Here is a 25,385-nt window from a genome sequence, read left to right as displayed (position 1 = left end):
AGGCCCGGACGTAGGATGACGCCATGGCGGGACTGATCAAGCGCGAGGACATCGACGCGGTGCGCGAGCGCGCCCGGATCGATGAGGTCGTCGCCGAACACGTCACCCTCAAACCCGCCGGTGTCGGCTCGCTCAAGGGCCTGTGCCCCTTCCACGACGAGCGCACCCCCTCCTTCCACGTCCGCCCCCAGGTGGGCATGTACCACTGCTTCGGCTGCGGCGAGGGTGGGGATGTCATCTCCTTCGTCCAGAAGATCAACCATCTGCCCTTCACCGAGGCCGTCGAGTACCTCGCGGGGAGGGTCGGCGTCCAACTGCGCTACGAGGAGGGTGGCGGACAGGTGCGCCGGGGCGTCGAGCCCGGCACCCGGCAGCGCCTCCTGGACGCCAACCGTCTTGCCGAGGCCTGGTTCGTCGAGCAGCTCGCCAGCCCCGCCGCCCAGCACGGTCGGGACTTCCTCACCTCGCGGGGCTTCGACCGCCTCGCCGCCGAGCGCTTCGGCGTCGGCTACGCCCCCGCCGGTTGGGACAACCTCGCTCGCCGCCTGCGCGACGCCGGGTACACCGAGGCCGAGCTCGTGGAATCCGGCCTGTGCTCCCAAGGGGGGCAGGACGGCCGCCGCGTCTACGACCGCTTTCGCGACCGCCTCATCTGGCCCATCCGCGACGTCACCGGTGCGACGCTCGGCTTCGGGGCCCGTCGCCTGTCCGACGAGGACAAGGGCCCCAAGTACCTCAACACCCCGGAGACGGCCATCTACCACAAGGCCCAGGTCCTCTACGGTCTCGACCTCGCCAAGTGGGACATCGCCCGCGAGCGCTCGATCGTCGTCGTCGAGGGGTACACGGACGTCATGGCCGCCCACCTGTCCGGCGTGCCCACCGCCGTGGCCACCTGCGGCACCGCCTTCGGCAGTGAGCACGTGCGGATCGTGCGCCGCCTGCTGGGGGATATCGCCGATCCCTCCGCGGGCGTCATCTCCGGCAACCGGGTGCGCGGCGGTGAGATCATCTTCACCTTCGACGGTGACGCCGCAGGTCAGAAGGCTGCCATGCGAGCCTATGCGGAGGACCAGCACTTCGCCGCCCAGACCTTCGTCGCCGTCGACCCCCACGGCTACGATCCCTGCGACCTGCGCATGGCAGAGGGCGACGAGGCCATTCAGCGCCTGCTGTCCCGGCGCATCCCCCTGTTCGAGTTCGTCATCCGCACCTCCCTGGGCAGCGTCAACCTGGACACCGCCGAGGGGCGTGTGACCGGGCTGCGGGCCGCGGCGCCCGTGGTCGCCGGGATCCGCGACCGGGCCCTGCGCCGCGAGTACACGCGGCGCCTGGCCGGCTGGGTCGGCATGCCCGACGATGAGGCCCGCGCCGCCGTGCGCGCCTACGAGGGCCGCGCCCGGCGCATCGAGGATCCGCCCCCAGAGGACGGCGGGCAGCCGGCCACGGCGGCGCGCCCGGGACTTCCCACGGCGGATGACCCCGTGGTCGCTCTGGAGCGCCAGGCCCTGGAGGTCATCCTGCAGATGCCGCTCGTCGCCGAGCGGGCGGGCGCCGACGACATCGCCCCGGCCTCCTTCACCCTCCCCATCCACCGCGCAGTTTTCGAGGCCGTGCAGGCCGCGGGCGGCACCATCGCAGTGCCGGGTCTCGTCGAGAGCGCCAGCGTCGCCGGCATGGAGCCGCGCGAGGCCCAGTCCCGTGCGATCCGCCACTGGATCGACCTCGTGCGCGGCGGGGCCATCGCCTCTGTCGACTCCGCCATCACCGAGCTCGTTGTCGCCCCACTGCCGCTGCCCGCGCCGCGCGGCAAATCACCTGAGCTCGACGCCGAGGCGGTGCGCCGCTACGCCGAGGGGGTGCTCGCCGCCCAGGTGCGGCTCGATATCAATCGCCGCCTGGCCGAGCTACGTGCTCGGCACCGGCGCATGAGCCCCGAGGACGAGGGCTATCGGGATCTCTTCGAGGCGATCACCGGCCTGGAGCGCCGCCGCCTGCGGATCGGGCAGCGCGCATGAGCTCAGCGCGCTGGCCCCGATCCCATGGGCGCGATGAGGAGGAGCGGCGGCGCCGGCGGCGCTGGCGCCGCAGGGGACTCACGCCCGCCAGCCTGCCCGCTCCCTGCCGGGCCAATCTGCCGGCGGGCAGGCTCCTGGGGGCCGTGCCGATCGATGAGTCGGGGGAGTCCTGGGCCGTCGCCATGGCAAGCGGGCTGGTCATCGTGTCGACCGACGCCCTGGCCGCCGACCACCCCTGGGAGCGAATCGACAAGGGCTCCTGGGACGCCGAGGCCCGTGCCTTCACCCTCACGCTCTCCGACGCCCCCGAGCGGTGCCTATCCCTCACGGTCCCCGCCCGGATCCAGCAGGGGGGCGCGGCCCGCCCCGTCGCCGTCGACCGCTTCGCCCGAGCGCTGCGCCAGCGCGTGGAGGCCTCTCTCGTCCACCTCGTCACCAGGATCCTGCCCAGCGGCGCCCAGGCGAGGGTCGCCATCAGACGGGGCGCGGACGGGGCCCTCTCCGCCGTCGCCTCCCCGGAGCCCGCTAGTGCGGCGACGGCGGAGGACCGCGCCGAGCTCGAGGCTCTTCTACGGGAGGCCTGCGACAGTGTGGGTCTGGACACACGCTGACTTTGCCTTGCTCTGGCGCGCATTCACGGGCGCGGCGCGATTCGACGCCCCGGCTCGGGGTTGCTAGAGTTCAATCCGCGCTCAGCGCCTTTCCCGCGTAGCTCAATGGCAGAGCATCCGACTGTTAATCGGACGGTTGCTGGTTCGAGTCCAGCCGCGGGAGCCCATAGGGCCCCGGTCCTAAGGACCGGGGCCCTTCGCGTCGTCCTCTTCGGCGGGCCGAGGGCCTGCGTGACTGTCGGGACTGGCTGGCGAGTCGTCCACGGGCGCCTGGAGACCGTCTCAGGCTCTGCCAGGGCCGGTGCGCCGTGCCGCCACTGCGCTGCGCGGGCTTCATCCTGGGCGTCGTTTGACCGCTGAGGGCAGTGCTTGGCGCTCTGTGGCATCGGTGGGCCGTTGAGAGCATCGCGGGGAGCGCTGCCCTGGGCGTCCCAGTGCTGCTCACGATGAGTGGCGAGCGGGCGCCGCGACCCGTCCTATCAGCCCGCTGGCCGAACTGCGGGAGCGAAGGATGCGCTTCATACCTCTATGAGTCATCCCCCACCCATGTGATCGTCTCCCCTGCTCGCCGGGATGCGGAAGTGCAGGTGAGAGCGCCAGTGCGCGCGTGAGACCACTGCCTATCTGGTGGTTTGGTCGATGGAACCTGAAAAATAACTGATCAAAGCGCTAGTGAGGGTGGTCTAACATGGGGAGCACGACCCAGTGGTGCTGGACGGCGGTGAGGGAGGAGGCTCTCCGCCACTGACCGGCGTCATGACGACACAGGAGGGAACTCGTGCCTCGAGCCGAAAGCCCGGGCGAGAATCCGATGAGCGATGGCCCCGCTCCAGCCGGCCCCCGTCACGTGGGAGGCAGTACCGCCCGCCTCCTCGGATCGCGGCGCGTTGCGCTGAGCGCGGCGGCGGTCGGCGCGGTTGGCGGGCTCAGCGCCCTGCTGCGGGACGGCGGCCCGGGGGGTGATGCGTTCTCCACGCCCACCGGCGGGCCGGCTCCGGGCGAGGGCGGCCCCCTGGCTCTGCCGGACTGCCTCATGCGGACCGTGGCCGGGGGCAACGAGGGGGACACCGGCGACACCAGTCCGGACTCCTCCGCTGCGGGCAGCGGGGCGAATGGCGGCGATGGCGCCGGCGGGGCGCAGGGCGCGGGCAGCGCCCCCGACGGCTCCGGGGTGTCCGACGGCGGCGCTCAGGCCCCCTCAACGGCCCGGGGCGGCACGGGCGGCGCCGACCGGGGCGCCGCGAGCGGAGCCAACATCGGCGAGGCCCCGGCTTCCTCCGGCAGTGGGAGCGTTCCGGAGATGGCCAAAACCGATGCCCTCGATGTCTACCGCAAGGCTCCGGGAACAGTGGACCTCGTGGCCTGCTCCGAGCTCGCCCCCGGACTCCAGCTGCGCACCTCCTCGGCATGGCACCTCGCCAGACGCGCCTCCATCGCCGCCACCGCCGAGATCGTCTCCGATATCGAGTCGATGGGCGCCACCGCCTGGATCGAGGGGCAGTTGGCCCCCGAGGGCATTGATGACACCTACGCCGAGAGCCTGGTCTCACGTCACTACGGGTGGTCCCAGCTCTCCGCCCTCGAGATCAAGCAGATCACCGGCGACCACTCCGCCAAGGCCTCGCCGTCGGTCATCAACGCCGCCCTGACCCGGATGCGCTTCGGCAACAGGGTCCTGGCCGAGTCCGTCGTCGAGCTGATGGCGGACCACGTCTACGTCCCGATCCACGGCAAGGGAGAGCCCTTCATCACGGAGTTCGACGTCCTGCTGCGCAAGCACGCGCTGGGCCGCTACGCCGATTTCCTCTACGCTGCGGTGACCAGTGCCGCCCTCCTGCGCGAGCTGGACAACACCGCTTCCACTAAGAACAACCCCAACGAGAACCTGGGGCGCGAGCTCCTGGAGCTCTACACCGTGGGGCGCGACTCCTACTCGGAGGACGACGTCAAGGTCTCCACCCGTATCCTGACCGGCAACGGCAATGACTGGTCCACCATGGGCTACGCCTACCGGTCGGAGGACCACGCCGTCGGGAGCGTCGACGTGCTGGGCTTCTCCGACGCCAACACGGACGCCTCCGCCGGTCAGGACATGCTCAAGCGCTATGTCGAGCATCTGTGCCACCTGCGGCCCACCGCGCTCAGGCTCGCCAAGAGGATCGCTCGCCGCTACATCGCCGATGAGCCCTCCGACGCCGCCGTGGAGGCGATCGCAAAGGCCTACTTGGACAATGACACATCCATCGCCTCCGCCGTCAAGGCCGCGCTCACTCATCCCGACTTCGCCGCCTCGGTGGGCAAGAAGTGGCGTCGCCCTACGGAGTTCTACATGACGATCGCCCGAGCCGCGCACGCCCAGGTCGCCGTCGCGCATGGGGACGTCAACGCCGGCGACTACTTCAACCTGGGCTCCTACGGCTGGCTCATCAAGGAGGCCGGCCACGAGCCCCGGATGTACGGGAGCGTGGACGGCTACCCGGATACCGCTGAGTTCTGGATGTCCGCGGGGACCACCATGGCCCTGTGGAACGGCGCCCAGAACGCCGTCGACGGCGATAAGAAGGAGTCGGGCAGGACCGACTGGCCCACGGCGCTGTCCATCACCGCCGGCCAGCCCGCGCTGGAGACGGCGCGGCGCATCAGTTGGCACCTGACGGGCTACGCCTGGACCGACACCGAGCTCTCCGGCGTCGCCGAGGTGCTCGCCGGCCTGCCCGGCACCGGCTCCGCGGCCACGTGGACCGTCACTGACAAGAACCTCACTGCCTTCGCCGAGCACGCGGTCCGCCTGTGCTTCTGCAGCCCTTACGCCTTCCTGCGCTGAGAGGAGACGGGACAATCATGGAGCGCTCAGAGCCCGGGACCCGCAAGACCCGCTTCACCCAGGGCGCCTCCCTCATGAGGGAGGACATCGTCACCCCCATGCACCATCACGACGAGGCCCAGGACGCGCTCCTGGTCGACGTCGATGGGCAGACCAAGCACATGACCGGCTGCCAGGCCGACGACTACGTCACCGAGAAGTACGATCTGCCCGAGCTCACCGAGGTCGACCACGTCGACGGCGGCCCCACGAATGTCAAGCGCCGCCATATCCTGGCCGGCGCGGCCGCCGGCTTCGGCGCGCTGCTGACGACCACCTCCGTGCCCCGCTACTCCTTCGCGGCCCCCTCGGGCGACGGCGGGAGCGAGCTGCTCGTCTGCGTGTTCATGCGCGGTGGCTTCGACGGCCTGTCCGCCGTCGTCCCCCTCAACGACCCCGCCTACTACGCGGCCCGGTCCACGATCGCCGTGCGCGCCGAGCAGACGATGCCCCTCGACTCCACCTGGGGCCTCAACAGCCACATGAAGTCCCTCAAGCCGATCTGGGACGCCGGGGAGATGGCCATCATCCAGGGCTCGGGCTCGCCGGACGTCTCCCGCTCGCACTTCACCGACCAGGTCACGGTGGAGCGGGCCGCCCCGGCATCGGTCCGCTCGGGCTGGCTCGGCCGACACCTCCAGACCAAGTCGACGAATACGGGGACCTTCCGGGGCGTCGCCATCGGGACCTCCACGGTTTTCTCCCTGACCACCAACAACCTCGATACCCTGGCGGTGTCCTCCATCGACGAGTTCGACCTGCGGGTCTGGGGCGGAGACGACATGAAGTCCCGAGTCCGGCGGGCCCTGGACGAGATGTACGGGGGCGCCGGGGGAGAGGTCCAGCGCTGTGCGCAGTCGGCCTTCAACGCGGCGAGCACCCTTCAGCAGGTCCGCTCCTCCTACCCCCGGACCTCGAGCGCCGGCTACCCGGACTCCGACTGGGGCAGGGGGCTGGCGGAGATCGCCCGCATGGCCAAGGCCGGGGTGGGCATGGAGGTCGCCTGCATCGACATCGGGGATTGGGACATGCACTCCGGCCTGGGCCAGGCCGCCGACGAGCAGGCATGGTTCTCCCGGCGCGCCCGCGACTTCGCCGACGGCCTGGCGGCCTTCCGCAAGGACCTGGGGGACAAGTGGGAGACGACGACGATCGTCACCATGAGCGAGTTCGGCAGGCGCGTCGCGGAAAACGGCTCAGGCGGACTCGACCACGGTCAGGGCAACACGATGTTCGTCATGGGTGGGGGAGTCAAGGGCGGCCGCGTCCTGGGCACGGTCCCGAGCCTGGTGGAGTCCAACCTCTCCCTGGGGGACGTCCCGATCACCCTGGACTACCGCCAGGCGCTGTCCGAGATCGTGTCGAACAGGCTCGGCAACAAGGCCTCCGTGGGAGAGGTCTTCCCCGGCTTCACCCCTGGGACCCCGCTGGGCATCGTCTGAGGGACTCATCGGCCGTGAGAGGATGGGCGCATGGCATATCGCGACATCCGCATCATCGGCGACCCGGTCCTGCGCACGGAGTGCGCCTGGATCACTGACATCGACGACTCCGTGAAGTCTCTTGTGGAGGACCTCCTTGAGACGGTGGATGAGGATGGTCGCGCGGGCCTGGCCGCCAACCAGATCGGTGTCGGCCTGCGGGCCTTCTCATGGAACATCGACGGCGAGATCGGCTACATCCTCAACCCCCGTCTCGATGAGCTCATCTGGGACGAGTACCAGGATGGCGACGAGGGCTGCCTGTCCGTGCCGGGCCTGTGGTTCCCCACCAAGCGCGCGTGGTACGCGCGTGCCACGGGCATCGACCTCGATGGCAAGGAGATCGTCGTCGAGGGGGAGGCGCTCATGGGCCGCTGCCTGCAGCACGAGTGCGACCATCTCGAGGGTCACCTCTACCTGGACCGCCTGGACCGCAAGAACCGGGCGCGTGCCATGAAGCAGCTGCGCGAGCAGGGGCTGTGAGCCCGATGCTCCCCGCGGGCGAGGCGCCTTGAGCGCGGGCCCGCATCCTGGCATGATTCAAGAGCACGCCGCGTGCCTCATGATGACCGCCCCTGAATCACTTGGCGAGATCGTTGGGGAAGACGACCCTCGACCAATCCAGGAGGCTGTTGATCGTGAACGGTGGTCACACCCGCGGTGTACTTTTCGTGCACTCCGCCCCCCGGGCGCTGTGCCCGCATATCGTCTGGGCGGCTCAGAACGCCCTGGGCACCGAGCTCCACCTCGACTGGACCGAGCAGCCTGCCGCTCCTGGCATGATGCGCGCTGAGACCAGCTGGGTGGGGCGGGTAGGCATGGGCGCGGTCCTCGCCTCCGCCCTGCGGGGGTGGGCCAATCTGCGCTACGAGGTGACGGAGGAGGCCAGTCCCGGCTCCGACGGCGGGCGCTGGTCGCACACTCCGGACCTCGGGATCTTCCATGCCCAGACCGATGTCCACGGCAATGTCGTCGTCCCCGAGGACCGCATCCGCGCCGCCCTCCAGTACGCCTCCCAGCCCGAGGCCATGAGGCGGCACCTCGACCTTGCCCTGGGTCAGGCCTGGGACGACGAGCTCGAGCCCTTCCGCTACGCCGGTTCCGGCGCCCCCGTGCGCTGGCTTCACCGGGTTGGCTGAGGGGCTCGAGGTCAGGGCCGACGCAACACGAGGGCGGCGTTGTGCCCGCCGAACCCGAAGGAGGTCGACGCGGCGCTGCCCAGCCCCGGCGCCTCGCGGCCATCCGGGCCGACGACGTCGAGCCCCAGGTCCGCGATCTCAGGGTCGATCCCGCCGGGTAGGAGCGTGGGCGGCAGGAACCCGTCGACGATCGCCATGGCGGCCAGCACCGCCTCCAGGCCACCAGCGCCACCGAGCAGGTGCCCGGTGGCTGATTTCGTGGCGCTGAGCGCCGCTCCGGGGGCGACTCGAGCGATCATCCGCGCCTCGACGAGGTCACCCGCGGGTGTGGAGGTGGCATGGGCGTTGATGTGGCCGAGCTCGTCCGGGACGAGGCCGGCTTGGGCCAGGGCCTGGCGCAGGGCGCGCTCCTGCTGAGCGCCGGTGGGGTCGGGTCGCGCGACATCCATGGCATCAGCGGTGATCGCACTGCCGGCGAGATGGACGAGCGGCTGCGCGCCCCGCGCATGCGCGTGCGCGGCGGACTCCAGGACGACCACGCCGGCCCCCTCGCCCAGGACGAATCCATCGCGGTCCGCCGCCAGGGGGCGCGAGGCTCCGGCGGGGTTGTTGTTGCGAGTGGAAAGGGCCCGCATGGCGGCGAAGGCGGCAACGGTCATGGGGTGCAGCGCGGCGTCTGCGCCCCCGGCCAGCACTATGTCGGCGCGGCCCAGGGCGATGAGGTCGGCGCCGTGGGCAATCGCCTCGGCGCCGGAGGCGCAGGCGGACACGGGGGAGTGGATGCCCGCTCTCGCCCCGAGCTCGATGCCGACGGCGACCGCCGGGGCGTTGGGCATGAGCGCGGGCACCGCCGTGGGCGCCACCCTGCGGGGGCCCCGCTCCCGCAGCGTGTCCCAGGTCTCCATGACGGAGAGCACCGGGCCCATTCCGGGCGAGATGGACACCGCTAGCCGCTCCTGGTCGACCTCGGGGGAGCCCGCCTGGGCCCAGGCCTCGCGCGAGGCGATGAGCGCCAGTTGGCTGGCGCGGTCGAGTCGGCGCAGTTCCCGGGGCCCCAGGACCTCGGCGGGTTCGACGGCCAGGGGCGCGGCGATGCGCACCGGCAGCCCCATGCCCTCCGCCCAGTCCTGGGTGATCGCCCGGACGGCGCACGCGCCCGAGCGCAGCGCGCGCCAGGTGCTCGCCACGTCCCCGCCCAGCGGCGTGGTGGCGCCCAGACCGGTGATGACGACCTCCCGATCCGGGTCCTGCCCCAGCAGTTGGCCGACTGGGCGACGGTGCTCCTCACCGGGCACGGGTCAGGCCTTGCGCGCCATGACGTGCTCGGCGAGGGCGCCCACGGTCGGCAGTGCGGGGATGAGCGAGTCCTCGAGGGTGACCCCGAGGCGCTCCTCGACCCGCGTGGCGATGGTGAGCAGCCCCAGGGAGTCGATGTCGAGGTCCCCGGCGAAACTCGAGTCGCTGGAGACCAGCTCGGGCGCCACGCAGGCCTCCTCGGCGGTGAACTCGATGACGACGCTCAGGATGTCGGTGGCCTGCTCGGTGTTGTTGGTCATGGTGGTCTCCTTGCGTGGGTCGGGGGCGGCATGCGCCGCCGGGTGGGCAACAGTGGTGGGGTGTGGAGCGTCTGGGACCTCGGGCCGTGTGCCGGAGCGGTCTTAGAGGCGCGAGGCGGCGGCGAGCCGACCGACGAGCACCGCCATGTGGAGCATGAGCCCATCGCGAGGATTCGTGGCGTCCCAGCCGACCTGCTCGCTTACCCTCCCCAGCCGGTAGCGGACCGTGTTGGCGTGGACGAACAGGGCGCGGGCCGTCGCCTCCAGGCTCCCGCCGAGCGCCAGGTAGGTGGCGACGGTCTCCTCGAAGGGATCACCCATGGCGTGGAGCGGTTCGTGGACGAGTGCGAGGATCTGCTCATGGGCGAGTTCGTCGCCGGACAGCAGGCGCTCGGGGAGGAGGTCATCGGCGCGCACGGGATTGGGGGCCTCGGCCCAGCCCGGCAGCGCCCGCAGCCCGGCCAACGCCGAGCGCAGGGAGAGCCCCGCGTCATCGACCTCGGCCACCACGGGGCCCACCACGGTCGGGCCATCGAGGGACGCGGCGATCTCCATGGCGATCTCATCGACGCCGCGTTCGGTGCGACCCTCGCGGAGGGGATGGCTGTACTGGCTGTGCTGACCGGCAGGTCCGGTGGGCGCCTCGGGGGAGGCGCCCAGGATGATGATGACCGAGTCCCCGCGCACCGAGACGAGGCAGTCCTCGGCCTGGGTCCGGCAGGTGTGACGCAGGCGGGAGGTGGCGATCGCGTCCAACGCCGTTCTCGACGCGATGGCGACGACGGGGCCGCGATGGGTCCAGCCGGCCGAGCCGGCGCGCGTGGCCGCCTCCGCGGGGGTGCCGTGGAGCATGGAGTCCACGGCGACCGACTCGAGGCGGGCGTCCCATGCGCCGCGGGCCTCGGCGGCGCGGGCGTAGACCTCCGCCGCGGCGAAGCCGACGTCGCGGCCGAAGGTGAGCACGAGGATGCGGACGGTGTCATGGTCCTCGGTGGGAACCGCCTGGGGCGCCTCCTCGACGACGACGTCGAGAACGGTGCGCACGAGGTCGAGGGTCTGCCCCAGGGTGATCGTGCCGGTGAGGGTCGCGGGGGCGACGGAGAAGATCTGGGAGGGCTTCGCCGCGCTCTCGGGCTCCTCGACGGAGTCGACGAACATGGTGACTCCCAGGTGGGAGACATTCTCGATCTGCTTGCGCGATGCCTCGGGAAGCGTGCGGTACCAGGGATGGGCGGCGCTGATGCGGTCGAGGGAGTGCTCGATGATCGTGTTCTGCGCCCGTCGGAGGGCCGCGACAGACGCCTCGCTCAACTCGTCCATGATCAAATGCTACCCAGTGCGAGGCCGCCAGGGATAATGTAGGGCACCCAAATGAGGCGTGATGGGGCGGGGAAAACGGGACCCACGCCGTCGGCCTTGAGATCCTGATGGAGGACATGGACATGCGACCGGCGACTCGTACCGAGGTGGATCTCCTGGGATCGCGAGAGGTGCCCCTCGACGCCTACTGGGGCATCCACACGCTGCGGGCCATGGAGAACTTCCAGATCTCCGGGACCACCATCGGCGATGTCCCCGAGCTCATCCGGGGCATGGTCCAGGTCAAGAAGGCCTCCGCCCTGGCCAACGCCGAGTTGGGAACCCTGGCACCCGAGCTCGCGGAGGCCATCTTGTGGGCATGCGATGAGATTCTCGTGGGCGGCCGGTGCATGGACCAGTTCCCGGTCGATGTCTTCCAGGGCGGCGCGGGAACCAGCCTCAACATGAACACCAACGAGGTCGTGGCGAACCTCGCCCTGGAGCGCCTGGGCTACGCCAAGGGCCGCTACGACGTCGTCAACCCCAACGACCACGTCAACAAGTCCCAGTCGACGAACGACGCCTACCCCACCGGCTTCCGCCTCGGCCTTTACCAGGCGGTGGCCGGGATGGAGGCGGACCTGTGCGACCTCATCGACGCCTTCCTCGATAAGTCCCGCCAGTTCCACGACGTCCTCAAGATGGGGCGCACCCAGCTCCAGGACGCGGTCCCCATGAGCCTGGGGCAGGAGTTCAAGGCCTTCGCTGTCCTGCTCGACGAGGAGATCACGCGCCTCATGCACAACAGCGCTCTCCTCCTGGAGGTCAACCTGGGGGCCACCGCCATCGGCACCGGCCTCAACACGCCCCCCGGCTACCCTGCGACCGCCGTGCGCCACCTCAAAGAGGTTACGGGCCTGCCGGTCTCCGGGGCCCAGAACCTCCTGGAGGCCACGAGCGACACCGGCGCCTATGTGTCCATGCACGCCACGATCAAGCGCCTGGCGGTCAAGCTCTCCAAGATCTGCAACGATCTGCGGCTGCTCTCCTCAGGGCCGCGCGCCGGTCTGGCGGAGATCCGCCTGCCCGAGCGCCAGGCGGGCTCATCCATCATGCCCGCGAAGGTCAACCCCGTCATCCCGGAGGTGGTCAACCAGATCTGCTTCAAGGTGATCGGCAACGACCTCACGGTGACCATGGCCGCCGAGGCCGGCCAGCTCCAGCTCAACGTCATGGAGCCCGTCATCGGGCAGGCGGCCTTCGAGTCCATCCACCTGCTGCGCCGGGCCATGCGCGTCCTGCGGGACCTGTGCGTCGTGGGCATCGAGGCCGATGAGGAGGTCTGCCGGCGCAACGTGCTCGATTCGATCGGCATCGTCACCTACCTCAACGAGGTGATCGGTCACCACAACGGGGACCTCGTGGGCCGCGAGTGCGCGCGGTCGGGGCGCTCCGTGCGCGAGGTCGTCCTGGAGATGGGCCTGCTGGAGGAGTCGGTTCTCGACGAGCTCCTCAGCGCGGAGAACCTGCTGCGCCCCAAGTACCGGGACGCCCAGCGCTACTCGGGCGCGGATCCCTCTGTCGCCGCTGTCGGGGTCTCCGAGGTGGGAGAGGGCGCCAGGGTCCCGCAGGAGGCCTGAGCCCCGCGCGGGCCGGGCCCCGGACTCCTCGGCTGACGCGGGGGGCCCGGCTGGTGATCGTCACCAGCCGGGCCCCCCGCGTTGGTCGGGCACCGCGCTCAGACGTCGCCGCCGTCCGATCCGGAGGTGCCCGCATTGACATTGGTCAGGTCGTAGCGGGCGATGGCCTGGGCGACCACATCGCGCTCGAGCTTGCCCTCATCGGCCAGCGCCTGCAGCGCCTTGACGACCACGGAGGCCGAGTCGATGAGGAAGAAGCGGCGCGCAGCCGGCCGGGTCTCGGAGAAGCCGAAGCCGTCGGCCCCCAGGGTGTGGTAGCTGCCCGGGACCCACTTGCGGATCTGGTCGGCGACGAGGTGGTCGTAGTCGCTCGTGGCGATGAAGGGGCCCTGCGCCGCCTGGAGGCGGGAGGTCACGAAGGGAACCCGCTGGTCGCCGGTGGGGTTGAGGAAGTTCTCCCTCTCGGCGGCCAGAGCGTCGCGGCGCAGCTCGTTCCAGGACGTCACGGACCAGGTGGAGGCGCGCACGCCCCAATCCTCGGCGAGCACTCGGCGGGCCTCCTCGATCCAGGGCAGTCCCACGCCGGAGGCGAGGAGCTGGACCTCGGGGCCATCGCCGTCGGCGGGGCCGGACAGGCGGTGGATGCCCTTGATGATGCCCTCGACGTCCACGTCCTCGGGCTCCGCCGGTTGGCTGATCGGCTCGTTGTACACGGTGAGGTAGTACATGACGTCGCGGTTGCGCCCGGTCTCGGGCCCGTACCAGCGCTCGAGGGCGTCGCGCACGATGTGCCGGATCTCGTAGGCGTAGCCGGGGTCGTAGGTGACGACGGCCTCGTTCGTGGCCGAGATGAGCGGCGAGTGTCCGTCCATGTGCTGGGTGCCCTCGCCGGCCAGCGTGGTGCGACCGGCGGTGGCTCCCATGATGAAGCCGCGCGTGAGCTGGTCACCGGCGGCCCAGAACTGGTCCGCGGTGCGCTGGAAGCCGAACATCGAGTAGAAGATGTACACCGGGATCATCGGCTCGCCATGGGTGGCGTAGCTGGTGCCCACCACCTGGAACAGCGCGGCGGAGCCCGCTTCGTTGATACCGGTGTGCATGATCTGGCCGTCCGTGGACTCGCGGTAGGACAGCATCATCTCCGCGTCCACGGGCGTGTAGTTCTGGCCCTGGGTGTTGAAGATCTTCTTCGTGGGGAAGAGGGACTCCAGGCCGAAGGTGCGCGACTCGTCAGGGATGATGGGCACGATGCGCCGACCGATGCCGTCCTCCTTGATGAGCTCCTTGAGTAGCTGGACGAAGGCCATGGTGCTGGCCACCTCGCGCTTGCCCGAGCCGCCCTTGAGGACGTCGTAGGGGCGGTCACCGGGCAGCTGGATCTGCCTGGGGGCGTCGCGGCGCTCGGGGAGGAAACCACCGAGCTGGTGCCGGCGGTCCATCATGTAGAGCAGGGCCGGGTCATCCGCAGCGGGCCGGTAGTAGGGGGGCATCTTCGGGTTGGCCTCGAGCTGCTCGTCCGTGATCGGGATGTGCAGCCGGTCGCGCAGGCCCTTGAGGTCGTCCAGGGTCAGCTTCTTCATCTGGTGGGTGGCGTTGCGGCCCGCGAAGTGAGAGCCGAGCAGGTAGCCCTTGACCGTGTGCGCCAGGATGACCGTGGGCTGCCCCTTGTGCTCGGTGGCGGCCTTGTAGGCGGCGTACATCTTGCGGTAGTCGTTGCCGCCGCGCTGGAGGGCCCAGATCTCCTCATCCGTCCAGTCCTTGACCAGGGCGGCGGTGCGCGGGTCGCGGCCGAAGAAGTGCTTGCGGACATAGGCGCCGTCGTTGGCCTTGAAGGTCTGGTAGTCGCCGTCGAGCGTCTCCATCATGAGGTGCTCCAGGGCGTGGTCCTTGTCCGCGGCGAGGAGCTGGTCCCAGCCGCGTCCCCACAGGACCTTGATGACGTTCCACCCGGCGCCCTTGAAGGAGGCCTCGAGCTCCTGGACGATCTTCCCGTTGCCGCGCACCGGGCCGTCGAGGCGCTGGAGGTTGCAGTTGATGACGAAGGTGAGGTTGTCGAGCTGCTGGCTGGCGGCGAGCTGCAGCATGCCGCGCGACTCGGGCTCGTCCATCTCACCGTCGCCCAGGAACGCCCAGGTGCGCTGCTGGCTGGTGTCCTTGATGCCGGCTCCCGCGAGGTAGCGGTCGAACCAGGCCTGGTAGATCGCCTCGGCCGGGCCCAGGCCCATGGAGACCGTGGGGTACTCCCAGAAGTCCTCCATGCGGCGCGGGTGCGGGTAGGAGGGCAGGCCGCGGCCCTTGCCGCGCGCCGGGTGGGAGACCTCCTGGCGGAAGCCGTCGAGGTCGTCTTCGCTCAGGCGGCCCTCGATGTAGGCACGGGCGTAGTTGCCGGGGGAGGCGTGGCCCTGGAAGAAGATGTGGTCCCCGCCGCCGGGGTGGTCCTTGCCGCGGAAGAAGTGGTTGAAGCCGACCTCGTAGAGGGTCGCGGTGGAGGCGTAGGAGGAGATGTGCCCGCCGACGCCGACCCCCGGGCGCTGGGCGCGGGTGACCATGACGGCGGCGTTCCAGCGCAGCCAGCGGCGGTAGGTGCGCTCCATCGACTCATCGCCGGGGAAGTAGGGCTCATCCTCCACGGGGATGGTGTTGACGTAGGGAGTGGTGGTCTGCCCCGGGACCGTGACGTTCTTCTTGCGGGCCTCGGCGAGCATCGACAGCAGGATGAAGCGCGCGCGGGGGGCGCCCTTCTCCGCGATGAGGGCGTCGAGGGACTCGCGCCACTCCTGGGTCTCCTCGGGATCGTTGTCGTTGACCTTGGTCAGGAGGCCGTCGATGAGGGGTGTGGCATCGCTGGTGGGGCTCACGGAATCCTCTTCCTTGCGTCGTTCCGATGGATTGGAGGGCGCTGGCGAGCTGGGTGGCCCGGCGTCGCTCCTGCGCCCGGTGACCCGGTCCGCCGCGAGCCCAGGGTCGGCCCGCGTCCTGTTGGGCTCTAATCTACGGCGTTCGAAGGCGCTTCAGGACGGCCAAGGGGGAAAGAAGTCCCAAGCGACCTGTGAGGTCAGGCACGTGGTGCGGCGCCGTCGGGGGCGTCGCGGCGCGCCGAGGAACGGACAGGCGCTTGCGCGGGCGGCCCTCATGCGGTGGGCTATGCACAGGTCCCACAGGGGGACCGTAGCAGGGGCGCTGAGCCCGGAAGGACGGTAGAGGGATAGTGGCGAGCGCAGCGGGCGGGGCTTTCGGCTTCGCCTCCGGTCTCATCATCCAGGAGTTCGGGTATGACGACGATGTCGACCCCGCCCTGAGGCAGGCCGCCGAGGCTCTCACTGGCACGGAGCTGGTGGACGAGGACTACGAGGACGTGGCCGACTCCGCCATCGTGTGGTGGCGCGCCGACGACGGCGACATCGACGATCTGACGGACCTGCTCGTTGACGCGCAGGCCAACCTCGACGGCGATGGGATCATCTGGGTGCTCACGCCCAAGGCGCGCACGGCGGGCGCCGTGGCGGCGGCCGATATCGAGGAGGCGGCGGCGACGGCGGGCATGCACGCCACGTCGACGGCCTCGATGGGTGACGCCTGGAGCGGCACCCGGGTCTCCAGCCGGCGCCGCTGAGGCACTTGCGGCGGCTGACCCCATCTGGGTGCTCTTCGCGCGGGGAGCGCCCCACTGGACCTGTAGCTCAGTTGGTAGAGCAACGCGCTTACACCGCGTCGGTCGTCGGTTCGAGTCCGGCCGGGTCCACAGACGAGCCGGCGCGGGGCCCATCACCTCCTGACCCGCAGCGGCCCGCCCTGACGAGGGGGTGGGCTCCTGGGCGCTCACGCGGTGGTCGGTCAGGTGGTGCCGGCGGCCCGTAGGTCCTGGCGCCAATGTCCTCCACATCGCTTGCGCGTGCGCGCGAGGCTCCGCAGGATGGGGCTGTGGGAGACCAGTGGCGCCGTCATGTGCTGGCCGCCGTGCGCGCGCTGCGCCGGCTCGATGGGCACGGCGCGGGGCACGGGAGGATCGTCGTCGTCCTCGGGCACGCCGATGCCGGGCCGAGCGCGGGTGGCGCCAACAGGCGCCGCGCCAGGGCCGCCGTCGCCGTCCTGCGCCCGGGGGATCTGCTCATCTGCTCCGGAGGCGCCGTTGTCGGCGAGCGCCCCGAGGCGGAGATGCTCGCCGAGCACGCCCGCGGCCTCGGTTGGCGGGGAGCCACCTGGACTGAGACCGCCTCGCGCTCCACCTGGGAGAATATCGGCGCCCTGCCACCTCTGATCGAGGCTGCGGGCGGAGACGGCCCCATCATCCTCGTCTCCGATCCGCTCCACGCCGCCAAGGCCGGGCTTATCGCCAGGCGCCGGTTCCCGGCCCTCGCGCGCCGGCTCGCCCCCATGCCCCCGCGCGTCGCCGCCCTGGCGCGCCCCGGACCGGTGCGCACGGTGCTGGCCGCTGCAGACCTCGTCCTGACCTCCGCCCTCCCCGCCTGGGCGCCGCGCTCGGCCACGGGGGCGGCCGGGATCCGCGCCCTGCCCGGTGCCGTGGCGGGGCAATGGCGGTGCCGGCGCCCCTGCCAGCTCCCACGTAGGCGCGAGAGCGGCGCGGCGATGGAGCGGGGGAGGCAGGGGAGACAATGACCAGCATGACCAGGACCAACACCGGGGAATCCGATGAGGCCGGTGCGGACATGTCCACCGACCCCGGGCCGCCCGCCGATGGGCACGGCATCAGCCCGGGGGCGCGGAGGCGCATAGGAAGAAGGTGATCGCCAGGTTCTCCGCCGCCTGGACGGGGCCCTCGGGCAGGACCGTCCAGCAGAGCCGCCAGCCCGTCATGCCGAAGTGCTTCGAGAAGCTGGAGATGATGACGGCCCCGGGCGTGCTCCAGGACGGTGCGCGCGGGCCGACCGTCGGTGTCGTCGGCACGAGGACGCAGTGGTCCCGGCGGCATCCACGGGCTCCCGGTTGCAGGGGTAGGGCGGGTCCGCGATATCGCCTCCCTCAGGGCCTCGATGAGTGCGCCGGTGTGCCTCGCCGCAGCGTGGGACGACGGCCCGGAGCGACTGGCCCGCTCATCCGCATGTGGATACGGCGTCATGACTGGTAGCCTCGCTCAGGCGCGGGCCCCGCCCGCCGCCGGCCCCCATAGCTCAGCGGTTAGAGCAGCGAGCTTATACCTCGTCCGTGCCTGATAAGCACAAGGTCCCGGGTTCGAATCCCGGTGGGGGTACCGCACCGCGTCCAGGGCCCGCGGGCCCTGGACGCGGTGCCCGCCCCCGTGGTGGAACCGGTAGACACAGCGGCCTTAAAAGCCGATGCCGCGAGGCGTGCGGGTTCGAGTCCCGCCGGGGGCGCCACGACATTCTTATACGAACCCGCATGACGCGGGACCGTGTTGGCGGACGCTCCGGGTGCCCCAGTCACCTCAGTCGATGACGTGCGCTCACCCTTATGGGTGTGGGCGTTTTTGTTAGGATGAAACGGCCGGGTGTGGTGTGGCCGGGTGTGGTGTGGCCCGGCTGGATTGGCCTGAGGCGGTACTGCTGCCGTGGCTGCCACGGCCTCCGTGGACCGCAGACATCATGCATGCTCGTTCTCCGGTGTCCTGTCCCTGACCACCAAGAAGGTCAAGATCTACCCTATTGAGGGCAACCAGAACACCGAGCAGATCATGTGCTGTCTTGATCGCCTGGTGCGCGAGACCGGTCATGACAAGATCGCTGTCACCCTACGCACCCGACCACGACCCGGTCGAGCATGCCTGGAGCACAGGACAAAGACGCAATCGCGAACATTCAGCGTGACGCACCCGAGGAAACCTGTACTCATTCATGGGCTACATCAGTGGTCGCACTTTCGAGTACGACTTCGAGCACCTCCCAAGCCGCGCACCAGCACACGATCTTGTTTAATTTCGGATTATAAAGAAGTACAGAAGGTCCCCACATTCAACATAGCCTTCACTATATTTAGTCTAACCCATCTTCATTTACAGCACTCCATGAGTAATCTTCTGTTTAGGACTGGGTGCACAAATAATTGCAAGTAAACCAAAGATGGGCCAAACAGTATTTAGGAAAATGCTAATAACGTAGGCGCCTGAATACGAGAGAGTAAACGGAGTTGCTAATGCGATTCCGAGCGGGCCACAGTATACAGGGTACCCTGCAAATGACGTAGATCCACCGACGACCCAGCCTACACTATCAAGGTCGGAGAACTTCCATAAAGCAGCAATCTGGAGACCAACAATCAAGGCAAACCCTCCCATATAGATAAAAAGTCTTAGATAAAACTCCTTAAATCGCGCTGCAGCAAGCCCGAGAACCCATGCGATAGACACTAATGCCGCACCGGAGATTATTTTAGCACATACTGCGTATATCACAGTCTTTGACGCTTCTTGCCCCTCTGGCCAAGTTGTTGTGCTTGCCAGCAACGAGAATAGTCCCGTTGAAATGAATCCGAGGGCGAGCGGAAGCGTCTTTACGAGATATTTACGAAAGTGCGAATGTGTAGAAAGTTGAAGAAGGGTGTCGTTCTTGAGTACAAGGGTGTCGTTCTTGAGTACAAGGTACATAAAGATCTGCGCACCAACATAAAACGCAGTTGCTGTGGGAACCAATACGACGGTAAATACCCACACAACGTCAGTAATACTTTTGTAGGAATCCAGTAACTCTCTGAATGTAGAGACACCCACTAAAATGACTAAGCACACTGAAAAGAATCCAATATGCTTACGTGCCTCTGTGAAGATATCACGCATTGATCATCGCCTCCTTAATCCTTGACTCCAGGCTTTGATTATTGGAGATAGAATCTGAAACACTGATCCTGAGGAGAATTTTGCCATTATGAAGTACGAGACATTCATCAAAAAGCGATTCGAGCCCTGAGATAAGATGTGTGCTAATGATCAACAGGGCATCATTAGGCTTATAGCGCTTAATTAGATCTAACATGTGGTCGCGCGTGACAGGATCCACTGCAGCGAGTGGCTCATCAAAAAGATACACTGATGACCGTCTCGCGAGTGTCATGCCAAGGTTCAGCTGCTCCTCCATCCCCTTAGACAGCTCACCAACCCTCTTTTTTACGTCCAAAGATAAATCGCCGATAATCGATTCACCCAGATCGGCATCGAAATCGTTGAAGTATTTCGCTAAGACGCCCGGAACAGATCCAACCTTTAAAAACTTGTAGATGAATGGTGTATCAGGCAAAAATACGGGGTACGACATATCTTTAATGTGCGACTCTCCTGATTGCACAGGCAAAAGCCCCGATAAGGCCTTCAATAACGTTGTTTTTCCAGCACCATTATGACCAAAAAGACCTACAATGTTGGGATCATTAAATCTAATGTTAACAGGAGATAGTGAGAACTTCCTACCTCTTGACACAACAAAATCGTTCAACTCGAGGAGCATATCCATGCCCTAATCATAACACGGTGCTATGCAATAACCGAAAAGATGATATCTCGTGATATAGGTCACAACAACGATCCAGCTGATCACCTTTATGGCAATAACCCATCGTGGATTCCTACGCCCATCCAAATATTCATTCACATTGGCCCATGCGAGAAGACGTCGGTAACCGTCGGAATTGAGTATTGGTAGAGCGTTAGCCGAGAGGGCGATCTTCCTGCTGCGTTGCAAATAAGGATTGTCGGCATTCATGATGTGTGGCGGCATGTAAGATTGATATCAAGGTAGCATCTAACCGGTCGTGACGAACTGTCGTCTAGTTACGTATTTTGTGATTTTAGTCACATTTTCTGCCGCCAAGTGCCTCCGCACCGTTCCCCGATCGAACCCGAGCTCCAGGCCGATGTCGATGAGGGAGACGCCCTGGGCGACGAGCACTTCGGCGCGCTGTCGGTGCTCCTGCGTGAAGCGGTGCGCACCCCGGCGGGCCGGGGTCGGCCTGGGGCGCTGGCGCCAGATGGCACGCACAGTGTTCTCGTGCACGCCAAGGCGCTCCGCTACTGCGCGGGCACCGAGAGTTCCGTTGGCCTCTCGCCGGATGGCGGCCCGCTTCCCACGCGAGATGGGGCGATTCTCGATGTGGATGCCCCTCCGCACGACCGTGGACTGCTCGGGTGGTGCGGCGGTGTCGCTGTTGCCTGTTCCGGTTTCCTGTATTGCTGCGGTGACCTCGAGGTCCGGCTCCTCCGAGCCGGATCTGGGCACCCCCGTTGCAGGAGACGCTCACGGAACCGGAGCAGGCCCTTCCAGTAGTTCTTTGTGTCGAGGGTGCTGAGGCGCACCACGGTGCTCGTATACGAACCCGCATCGTCGTGCGGGGCGGGCTGCTCCTCAGGTCGTGCGGCCTCTTGGCCGGAAGCGCTCCAGGCCTTCCAGGGCATCCGCGGACCGCTGATAGAACCGCGGAGCTCGCCACCGGGGTGTCGCCAATGGCTGGGAGGTGCTTGAAGCGGCCCGCGGATGCTCAGGACGGGGCCGGCCCTCCGATGCTGTCGGAGTGGAGAAATCGGCGGGCGCCTCGCCCGTAGTTCCCGGGGCAACGGAAGCGATGTCGATCCCGCTGCCGTGGGCAGGCCGGCGGCCCGGTGGCCCCGGAGCGACCGGTGGAATCCCAACGATCGCCGTCGGCCTCCTCTTCCGGATCCATATCCACGCCAGCAGGATCGATGCTTGGGGGGCGATGGCCCGGCGCCGAGCAGATCCCCGCCCCGCGCGTTCCTATGCGGCGCTCAGCTTGGCGGCGCCGAAGGAGACATTGAAGTCATCGCACCACAGGACCACGCTCGTCCACGCGCTCGGGTCCGTCCCCGCGGGCAGGTCGTAGACCTGGTTGCCAAGATTTCCCTTGATCGGCCCCACATCCAGGTGCTCGTAGTCCCCGGCCGTGAACCAGCCGTCCATGCCCTCGATCACCGGTCCGGCGCTCAGCCATACCCGCACGTCCGGGCCGTTCGACGTCGCGAGGTTCTCCAGCACCAGCTGGTGCGAGCCATCCGGGTTGCGCAGGATGCGCGCCGTCCCAGTCGTCGAGTGCTCGTGGGAGATGAACGAACCGCTCGCCACCTGAACGGGCCCCTGCGGTGCGGGCGCGTCGGTGGCGCCGCCGGCGCCATCCGCTCCCATCGCCTCACCGGAGGGTGCCTGAGGCGTTGCTGGCGTCGTCGCCGCCGAGAAGGCGGGGATCCTATCGTTCACGGTCTGGTCGATGAACAGCAGCCACGGCTTGAACACGGCCAGGGCGATCCCAGTGGCGGCCAGGAAGACCACGGCCAGGGAGACCACAAGGCGCTTGTGGCCGGACAGGAAGCGGGGCATGTCGATAACTCCTCGGAATGATGAGGCCCAGTGCCGTGTTCTGGGCGTCGATACGGCTCGCCCGAACAACATGTCCGCACTCCGGAATTATTGCCACTGGACGTATGGCTCTCCTCACGCCTCGCGATGACCTGCCGGGTTCCGCCGCTCCCCTGGGGGACCGAGTCGTCGCCCGCGCGGTGCGAGGCGTAAACGCCGCGCCGGCGGTCCAGGCCGGTAGCCACCAGCCCCACGAACAGTGGGCGAGTTCGCGCGGGCCCCGACCGCGCTGCGCGTCCATCGTTGTGATCGCGGGATCGGGCGCGTGCGCGCCATCGTCCATGACGAAGACCTCGTCGTGCCGGAGCGCGCGCCCGTCCCGCAAGACGCCCGCCCCGGCGCCGTGCCGCTAGCCTTGCCGCATGATCGAATCGCCGCTCCACCCGCGACCCTCCGCCGGGGAGGCCTCCTCGGCCGCTGAGGAGCTGACCGTCGCCGACGTCGTCGCCCTCGTCGAGGCCGCCGCCCCGTCCCACCTGGCCGAGTCCTGGGACTCCAACGGGCTCATCTGCGGGGACCCCGAGGCTCCCGTGGCCTCGATCCTGCTCGCCGTGGACCCCGTCGCCTCTGTCGTCGACGAGGCCATTGAGCGCGGCGCCGACATGATCATCACCCACCACCCCCTCTACCTGCGCGGTACCGACCGCGTGGCCGCGACCGACCCCAAGGGCCGTGTCGTCCACCGCCTCATCCGCAGCGGCATCGCCCTGCTCAACGCCCATACGAGCCTCGATGCCGCCCACGGCGGCATCGCTGCGGCGCTGGCCGCCTCTATCGGCCTGCTGGGCGCGGTCCCGCTGGAGCCCAGCCCCGCCGACCCCGCCCAGGGCATTGGGCGCATCGGCTCCCTGCCGGTGCCCACCCGCCTGCGCGACTTCGCCGACGCCGTCGCCGCCGCCCTGCCCGATTCGCCCCCCGGCATCCTCGTGGGCGGAGACCTGGACGCCACCGTGGAGACCATCGCCGTCTCCGGGGGAGCGGGCGACTCCCTCCTGGCGCGCGCCCGCGAGGCCGGCGCGGACGTCTTCCTCACCGCCGACCTGCGCCACCACCCCGCCAGCGAGCATCTGGAAACCGGGCGCCCCTACCTCATCTGCGGCACCCACTGGGCCACCGAGTGGGTAGGCCTGCCCCCGCTCGCCCAGCGGCTGGCCACTGCCGCCGAGTACGGCGGACGTAGACTCTCCACGCATGTTTCCACGATCTGCACCGACCCCTGGGCCCTGCGCCTGAATACTGGCCCCGCGCCAGTGAGATAACCCCAGCCCCTTTTCACCCTCGACGACCGGAAGGACATCCCGTGACCAGTGCCCCCCTCGCCGAGCAGCGGCTCCTCATCGATCTGCAGGATATCGACGCCACTCTCGCAAGGCTCGCGCACGAGCGGCGCGCGCTGCCCGTCCTGGCCCGCATCGAGACGACCATCGCCCGTCTCAAGGACAACAAGCGCGCAGCCCTGCTGGCCACCGCAGCCCTTGCGGAGGCCAAGAGGGGAGCCACCCACGCCGAGGACGAGGTCGGGCAGGTCGTCCGACGCGCCGCTGCCCTGCGCGAGCGCCTGGCCGCGGGAGGCGACGCCGCCCGGGACCTGGCCGCCATCCAAGGGGAGATCGATCAGCTCGGCCGGCGCCAGAGCGTTCTCGAGGACGCCCAGATCGCCGCCATGGAGGCCCTCGAAGCGGCCCAGGCCGAATCGGACCGGCTCGCCGATGAGGAGCGGGCCATCCGCGCCGCGGGCCGGGAGCTGACTGCCGAGCGCGACGCCGGGTTCACCCGGATCGATGAGGAGACCGAGCGCCTGTGCGCCCGGCGCGATGAGCTCGCCGGCACCATCTCACCTGCCCTGCTCGCCGACTACGACGCCGTGCGCGCCGCGACGGGGGGCCTCGGCGTCCTCGCCCTCCACGGGCACCGCCTCGAGGGCGGCTCCGTCGAGCTCAGTCCCGCCGAGCTCGCCCGCATCGACGCCGCGCCGGCCGACGCCGTCATCCACGCCGAGGAGAACGACGTCATCCTCGTGCGCATGGATATCTGAGCCGGCCCGGTTCCCGCAGGGCCCATGGCTCCGGGGCCCGGAGCGGATCAGGGCGCCGTCGGCCCGCCCACCAGGCGGGGCTCAGGCCAGGACGAGGGTCAGGTCACGGCGCCCCGAGTGATCCGGGGCGGACAATTCAGCGTCCGCCACGCCCTCCAGGCCGGCGCCCGCCTCGGCCACGCCGTTCGCCGTCGATGGCGAACGGCCGGCGGCGCGCAGGGCGATGAGCTCCCCGGCCAGCAGGCCCCGCATGTGCTTGGCATGGTGGGAGACCACTTGACGCCGGCCCTGACGGATCCGGACCGCCCGGATGCGAAGCAGCTCTCCGCCCCAGGAGCGAGCAGGTTGCCAGGCCCCGGCATAGGCGGAGGAACGGGCATCGATGACGAGCCCCGCCTCCTCGGCGATCGGGCCGAGAACCGCGGCGAGCTCCCGCTTCCAGAAACCGTTGAGCCTCCCGCATCCCGGTAGGGAGGCGCCCATCGCCAGGCGGTGGGCAGGCAGCCGGTCCGTGGCCCGCACGGCGCCCCACAGGCCCGAGAGGATGACCACATGGCGCGACAGCGCCTCGGCCTCGCCCGGCGTGCCCGCCCCGCCGAGGCGCGCGGCCTCGTAGAGGACGCCCGTGTACAGCTCATGGGCGGGCGCGCACGGGGCCTCTTCCAGGACGAGGTTGAGAGCTGCGTCCGCAGCGGAGCGCGGGCCCAGGCCGAGGATAGCTGCGGCATCCGGGGCGGTGCTCACGCGGGACAGCTCATCCATGACCTCGCGGCGTGCGGTGGTGAGTCGGTCGGCCGCGAGCAGGGAGGCGAGGTCGAGGCGGGGCCCGGAGACGGGAGGGGTCTTGCCCTCGCTGGGAGGCAGGAGGATGAGCACACGCACATGCTAGACAATCGAGGTGCTCTGGAGGTTTCCTCCGGCGGCTATGCTGGGCGTGCGGACGAGCCGACCGGGCGGCCGCGGTACCCCAAGGGAGTCTACGCACTCCCTGCGGGATCGAGGAACGTCCGGGCTCCACAGAGCAGGGCGGTTGCCAACAGCAACCCGGGGCGACCCGCGGGACAGTGCCACAGAGAGAAGACCGCCGCCAGGCCACTGGCGGTCAGGGTGAAAGGGTGGGGTAAGAGCCCACCAGCGCGCCGGGTGACCGGCGCGGCTCGGCAAACCCCGCCCGGAGCAAGACCGCGCAGCAGGCGCCCGAGGGCTGCTCGCCCGAGCCTGCGGGTAGGTCGCGTGAGGCCGTCGGCGACGGCGGTCCAAGATGGATGGTCGCCACCGCCCGGTCCGGCAACGGCGGGCGGCAACAGAACCCGGCGTACAGGTCGGCTCGTCCGCGCCTCGTCCTTCCGCCCCGGCAAACGCCGCTGGCGGAGGAGAGAAGAGAGAAACATGGTGGGCTCCTCCCGATTCGGGA

The 25,385-nt window shown here is 68.8% G+C and carries 20 protein-coding genes, 4 tRNA genes, 1 other RNA gene and 1 pseudogene; 16 read left to right on the top strand and 10 right to left on the bottom strand.

Translation table 11 applies throughout. From position 1 onward, the window contains the following. Window positions 1–23 precede the first annotated feature (23 nt). The 7 genes from dnaG (at window position 24) to B1H50_RS08085 (ending at window position 8,112) form a co-directional block, all read left to right on the top strand. Window positions 24–2,018, top strand: coding sequence for a DNA primase (gene dnaG, locus B1H50_RS08115; protein WP_080463280.1), 1,995 nt, complete (start codon window positions 24–26; stop codon window positions 2,016–2,018). Next, window positions 2,015–2,629: a hypothetical protein gene (locus B1H50_RS08110; RefSeq protein WP_080463279.1), complete on the top strand. Its 615-nt coding sequence runs from the start codon at window positions 2,015–2,017 to the stop codon at window positions 2,627–2,629. Before dnaG ends, B1H50_RS08110 begins: the two co-directional genes overlap by 4 nt. Before the next feature lie 91 nt (window positions 2,630–2,720). Further along, a tRNA-Asn gene (locus B1H50_RS08105) sits at window positions 2,721–2,792 on the top strand. A 648-nt stretch (window positions 2,793–3,440) separates the two neighbouring features. Then, the gene (locus B1H50_RS08100) at window positions 3,441–5,453 is read left to right on the top strand and encodes a DUF1800 family protein (protein WP_080463278.1); all 2,013 of its coding nucleotides are present in this window, start codon (window positions 3,441–3,443) and stop codon (window positions 5,451–5,453) included. Window positions 5,454–5,470: 17 nt separating this feature from the next. After that, window positions 5,471–6,934 carry a DUF1501 domain-containing protein gene (locus B1H50_RS08095; protein ID WP_080463277.1) on the top strand — a complete coding sequence of 488 codons (1,464 nt, stop codon included), beginning with the start codon at window positions 5,471–5,473 and terminating at the stop codon, window positions 6,932–6,934. A gap of 30 nt (window positions 6,935–6,964) precedes the next feature. After that, window positions 6,965–7,456 (top strand): peptide deformylase, encoded by a 492-nt coding sequence (locus tag B1H50_RS08090; protein WP_080463276.1) that lies wholly within the window; start codon window positions 6,965–6,967, stop codon window positions 7,454–7,456. Between the two features lie 155 nt (window positions 7,457–7,611). Beyond that, a complete protein-coding gene (locus B1H50_RS08085) occupies window positions 7,612–8,112 on the top strand; it encodes a DUF3145 domain-containing protein (protein WP_080463275.1) in 501 nt (166 codons plus the stop codon). Between the two features lie 11 nt (window positions 8,113–8,123). Here the strand turns inward: B1H50_RS08085 and B1H50_RS08080 are convergent, their stop codons facing one another. From B1H50_RS08080 to B1H50_RS08070, 3 genes are all read right to left on the bottom strand, one after another. Next, complete coding sequence (locus B1H50_RS08080; RefSeq protein ID WP_080463274.1) at window positions 8,124–9,407, bottom strand: beta-ketoacyl-[acyl-carrier-protein] synthase family protein; 1,284 nt, start codon at window positions 9,405–9,407, stop codon at window positions 8,124–8,126. A 3-nt stretch (window positions 9,408–9,410) separates the two neighbouring features. Continuing rightward, window positions 9,411–9,668, bottom strand: a complete 258-nt coding sequence (locus B1H50_RS08075) for an acyl carrier protein (RefSeq protein ID WP_080463273.1) — start codon at window positions 9,666–9,668, stop codon at window positions 9,411–9,413. Between the two features lie 102 nt (window positions 9,669–9,770). Further along, window positions 9,771–10,988 (bottom strand): PucR family transcriptional regulator, encoded by a 1,218-nt coding sequence (locus B1H50_RS08070; RefSeq protein ID WP_080463272.1) that lies wholly within the window; start codon window positions 10,986–10,988, stop codon window positions 9,771–9,773. 122 nt (window positions 10,989–11,110) lie between these two features. Here B1H50_RS08070 and aspA point away from each other — a divergent pair, with 122 nt between their 5' ends. Next, window positions 11,111–12,607 carry an aspartate ammonia-lyase gene (gene aspA, locus B1H50_RS08065; protein WP_080463304.1) on the top strand — a complete coding sequence of 499 codons (1,497 nt, stop codon included), beginning with the start codon at window positions 11,111–11,113 and terminating at the stop codon, window positions 12,605–12,607. 98 nt (window positions 12,608–12,705) lie between these two features. Here the strand turns inward: aspA and aceE are convergent, their stop codons facing one another. After that, the gene (gene aceE, locus B1H50_RS08060; protein ID WP_080463271.1) at window positions 12,706–15,465 is read right to left on the bottom strand and encodes a pyruvate dehydrogenase (acetyl-transferring), homodimeric type; all 2,760 of its coding nucleotides are present in this window, start codon (window positions 15,463–15,465) and stop codon (window positions 12,706–12,708) included. Window positions 15,466–15,815: 350 nt separating this feature from the next. Here aceE and B1H50_RS08055 point away from each other — a divergent pair, with 350 nt between their 5' ends. The 3 genes from B1H50_RS08055 (at window position 15,816) to B1H50_RS08045 (ending at window position 17,224) form a co-directional block, all read left to right on the top strand. Then, entirely contained in the window at window positions 15,816–16,220 is a 405-nt protein-coding gene (locus B1H50_RS08055) for a DUF3052 family protein (protein WP_080463270.1), read from the top strand. A 56-nt stretch (window positions 16,221–16,276) separates the two neighbouring features. Then, a tRNA-Val gene (locus tag B1H50_RS08050) sits at window positions 16,277–16,349 on the top strand. Window positions 16,350–16,528: 179 nt separating this feature from the next. Further along, complete coding sequence (locus B1H50_RS08045; protein WP_158082837.1) at window positions 16,529–17,224, top strand: YdcF family protein; 696 nt, start codon at window positions 16,529–16,531, stop codon at window positions 17,222–17,224. A 99-nt stretch (window positions 17,225–17,323) separates the two neighbouring features. Here B1H50_RS08045 and B1H50_RS10015 read toward each other — a convergent pair. Continuing rightward, window positions 17,324–17,504 (bottom strand): annotated as a pseudogene (locus tag B1H50_RS10015) (aminotransferase class I/II-fold pyridoxal phosphate-dependent enzyme); the annotation flags it as partial. Window positions 17,505–17,725: 221 nt separating this feature from the next. Between B1H50_RS10015 and B1H50_RS08035 the strand changes: the two are divergent. Then, window positions 17,726–17,816: transfer RNA gene (locus B1H50_RS08035), tRNA-Ile, on the top strand. 42 nt (window positions 17,817–17,858) lie between these two features. After that, window positions 17,859–17,943: transfer RNA gene (locus tag B1H50_RS08030), tRNA-Leu, on the top strand. A gap of 632 nt (window positions 17,944–18,575) precedes the next feature. Here the strand turns inward: B1H50_RS08030 and B1H50_RS09630 are convergent. The 4 genes from B1H50_RS09630 to B1H50_RS08015 form a co-directional block, all read right to left on the bottom strand. Further along, a complete protein-coding gene (locus B1H50_RS09630; protein WP_143231777.1) occupies window positions 18,576–19,355 on the bottom strand; it encodes a hypothetical protein in 780 nt (259 codons plus the stop codon). After that, window positions 19,348–20,025, bottom strand: coding sequence for an ATP-binding cassette domain-containing protein (locus tag B1H50_RS08025; RefSeq protein ID WP_080463267.1), 678 nt, complete (start codon window positions 20,023–20,025; stop codon window positions 19,348–19,350). The genes B1H50_RS09630 and B1H50_RS08025 overlap by 8 nt, the downstream gene beginning before the upstream one ends. Window positions 20,026–20,313: 288 nt before the next feature. Beyond that, window positions 20,314–20,565, bottom strand: a complete 252-nt coding sequence (locus B1H50_RS08020; RefSeq protein ID WP_229657924.1) for a helix-turn-helix domain-containing protein — start codon at window positions 20,563–20,565, stop codon at window positions 20,314–20,316. A 735-nt stretch (window positions 20,566–21,300) separates the two neighbouring features. Beyond that, window positions 21,301–21,897 carry a DM13 domain-containing protein gene (locus B1H50_RS08015; protein WP_080463266.1) on the bottom strand — a complete coding sequence of 199 codons (597 nt, stop codon included), beginning with the start codon at window positions 21,895–21,897 and terminating at the stop codon, window positions 21,301–21,303. Between the two features lie 401 nt (window positions 21,898–22,298). On the opposite strand from B1H50_RS08015, the gene B1H50_RS08010 reads away from it, so the two are divergent. Together B1H50_RS08010 and B1H50_RS08005 are read left to right on the top strand one after the other, a co-directional pair. Next, the gene (locus B1H50_RS08010; protein WP_080463265.1) at window positions 22,299–23,195 is read left to right on the top strand and encodes a Nif3-like dinuclear metal center hexameric protein; all 897 of its coding nucleotides are present in this window, start codon (window positions 22,299–22,301) and stop codon (window positions 23,193–23,195) included. 41 nt (window positions 23,196–23,236) lie between these two features. Next, window positions 23,237–23,971, top strand: coding sequence for a zinc ribbon domain-containing protein (locus B1H50_RS08005; RefSeq protein WP_080463264.1), 735 nt, complete (start codon window positions 23,237–23,239; stop codon window positions 23,969–23,971). Window positions 23,972–24,052: 81 nt separating this feature from the next. On the opposite strand, the gene B1H50_RS08000 is transcribed toward B1H50_RS08005, so the two are convergent. Beyond that, window positions 24,053–24,847, bottom strand: a complete 795-nt coding sequence (locus B1H50_RS08000; RefSeq protein ID WP_080463263.1) for a YaaA family protein — start codon at window positions 24,845–24,847, stop codon at window positions 24,053–24,055. A gap of 65 nt (window positions 24,848–24,912) precedes the next feature. Here B1H50_RS08000 and rnpB point away from each other — a divergent pair. Beyond that, window positions 24,913–25,305, top strand: an RNA gene (gene rnpB / locus B1H50_RS07995) — RNase P RNA component class A. Window positions 25,306–25,385: the final 80 nt, after the last annotated feature.

It is taken from the genome of Actinomyces gaoshouyii (assembly GCF_002072175.1).
GTDB lineage: Bacteria > Actinomycetota > Actinomycetes > Actinomycetales > Actinomycetaceae > Actinomyces > Actinomyces gaoshouyii.
Note: the sequence above shows the minus strand (reverse complement) of the source record. Positions and strands in the feature narration are given on the sequence as shown.

Coding starts and splice junctions, on each gene's coding strand:
- B1H50_RS08095 (WP_080463277.1), top strand. CDS start 5,471: ATGGAGCGCTCAGAGCCCGGGACCCGCAAGACCCGCTTCACCCAGGGC.
- B1H50_RS08090 (WP_080463276.1), top strand. CDS start 6,965: ATGGCATATCGCGACATCCGCATCATCGGCGACCCGGTCCTGCGCACG.
- B1H50_RS08015 (WP_080463266.1), bottom strand. CDS start 21,897: ATGCCCCGCTTCCTGTCCGGCCACAAGCGCCTTGTGGTCTCCCTGGCC.
- B1H50_RS08100 (WP_080463278.1), top strand. CDS start 3,441: ATGAGCGATGGCCCCGCTCCAGCCGGCCCCCGTCACGTGGGAGGCAGT.
- B1H50_RS08010 (WP_080463265.1), top strand. CDS start 22,299: ATGATCGAATCGCCGCTCCACCCGCGACCCTCCGCCGGGGAGGCCTCC.
- B1H50_RS08075 (WP_080463273.1), bottom strand. CDS start 9,668: ATGACCAACAACACCGAGCAGGCCACCGACATCCTGAGCGTCGTCATC.
- dnaG (WP_080463280.1), top strand. CDS start 24: ATGGCGGGACTGATCAAGCGCGAGGACATCGACGCGGTGCGCGAGCGC.
- B1H50_RS08110 (WP_080463279.1), top strand. CDS start 2,015: ATGAGCTCAGCGCGCTGGCCCCGATCCCATGGGCGCGATGAGGAGGAG.
- B1H50_RS08070 (WP_080463272.1), bottom strand. CDS start 10,988: ATGGACGAGTTGAGCGAGGCGTCTGTCGCGGCCCTCCGACGGGCGCAG.
- B1H50_RS08025 (WP_080463267.1), bottom strand. CDS start 20,025: ATGGATATGCTCCTCGAGTTGAACGATTTTGTTGTGTCAAGAGGTAGG.
- aspA (WP_080463304.1), top strand. CDS start 11,111: ATGCGACCGGCGACTCGTACCGAGGTGGATCTCCTGGGATCGCGAGAG.
- B1H50_RS09630 (WP_143231777.1), bottom strand. CDS start 19,355: ATGCGTGATATCTTCACAGAGGCACGTAAGCATATTGGATTCTTTTCA.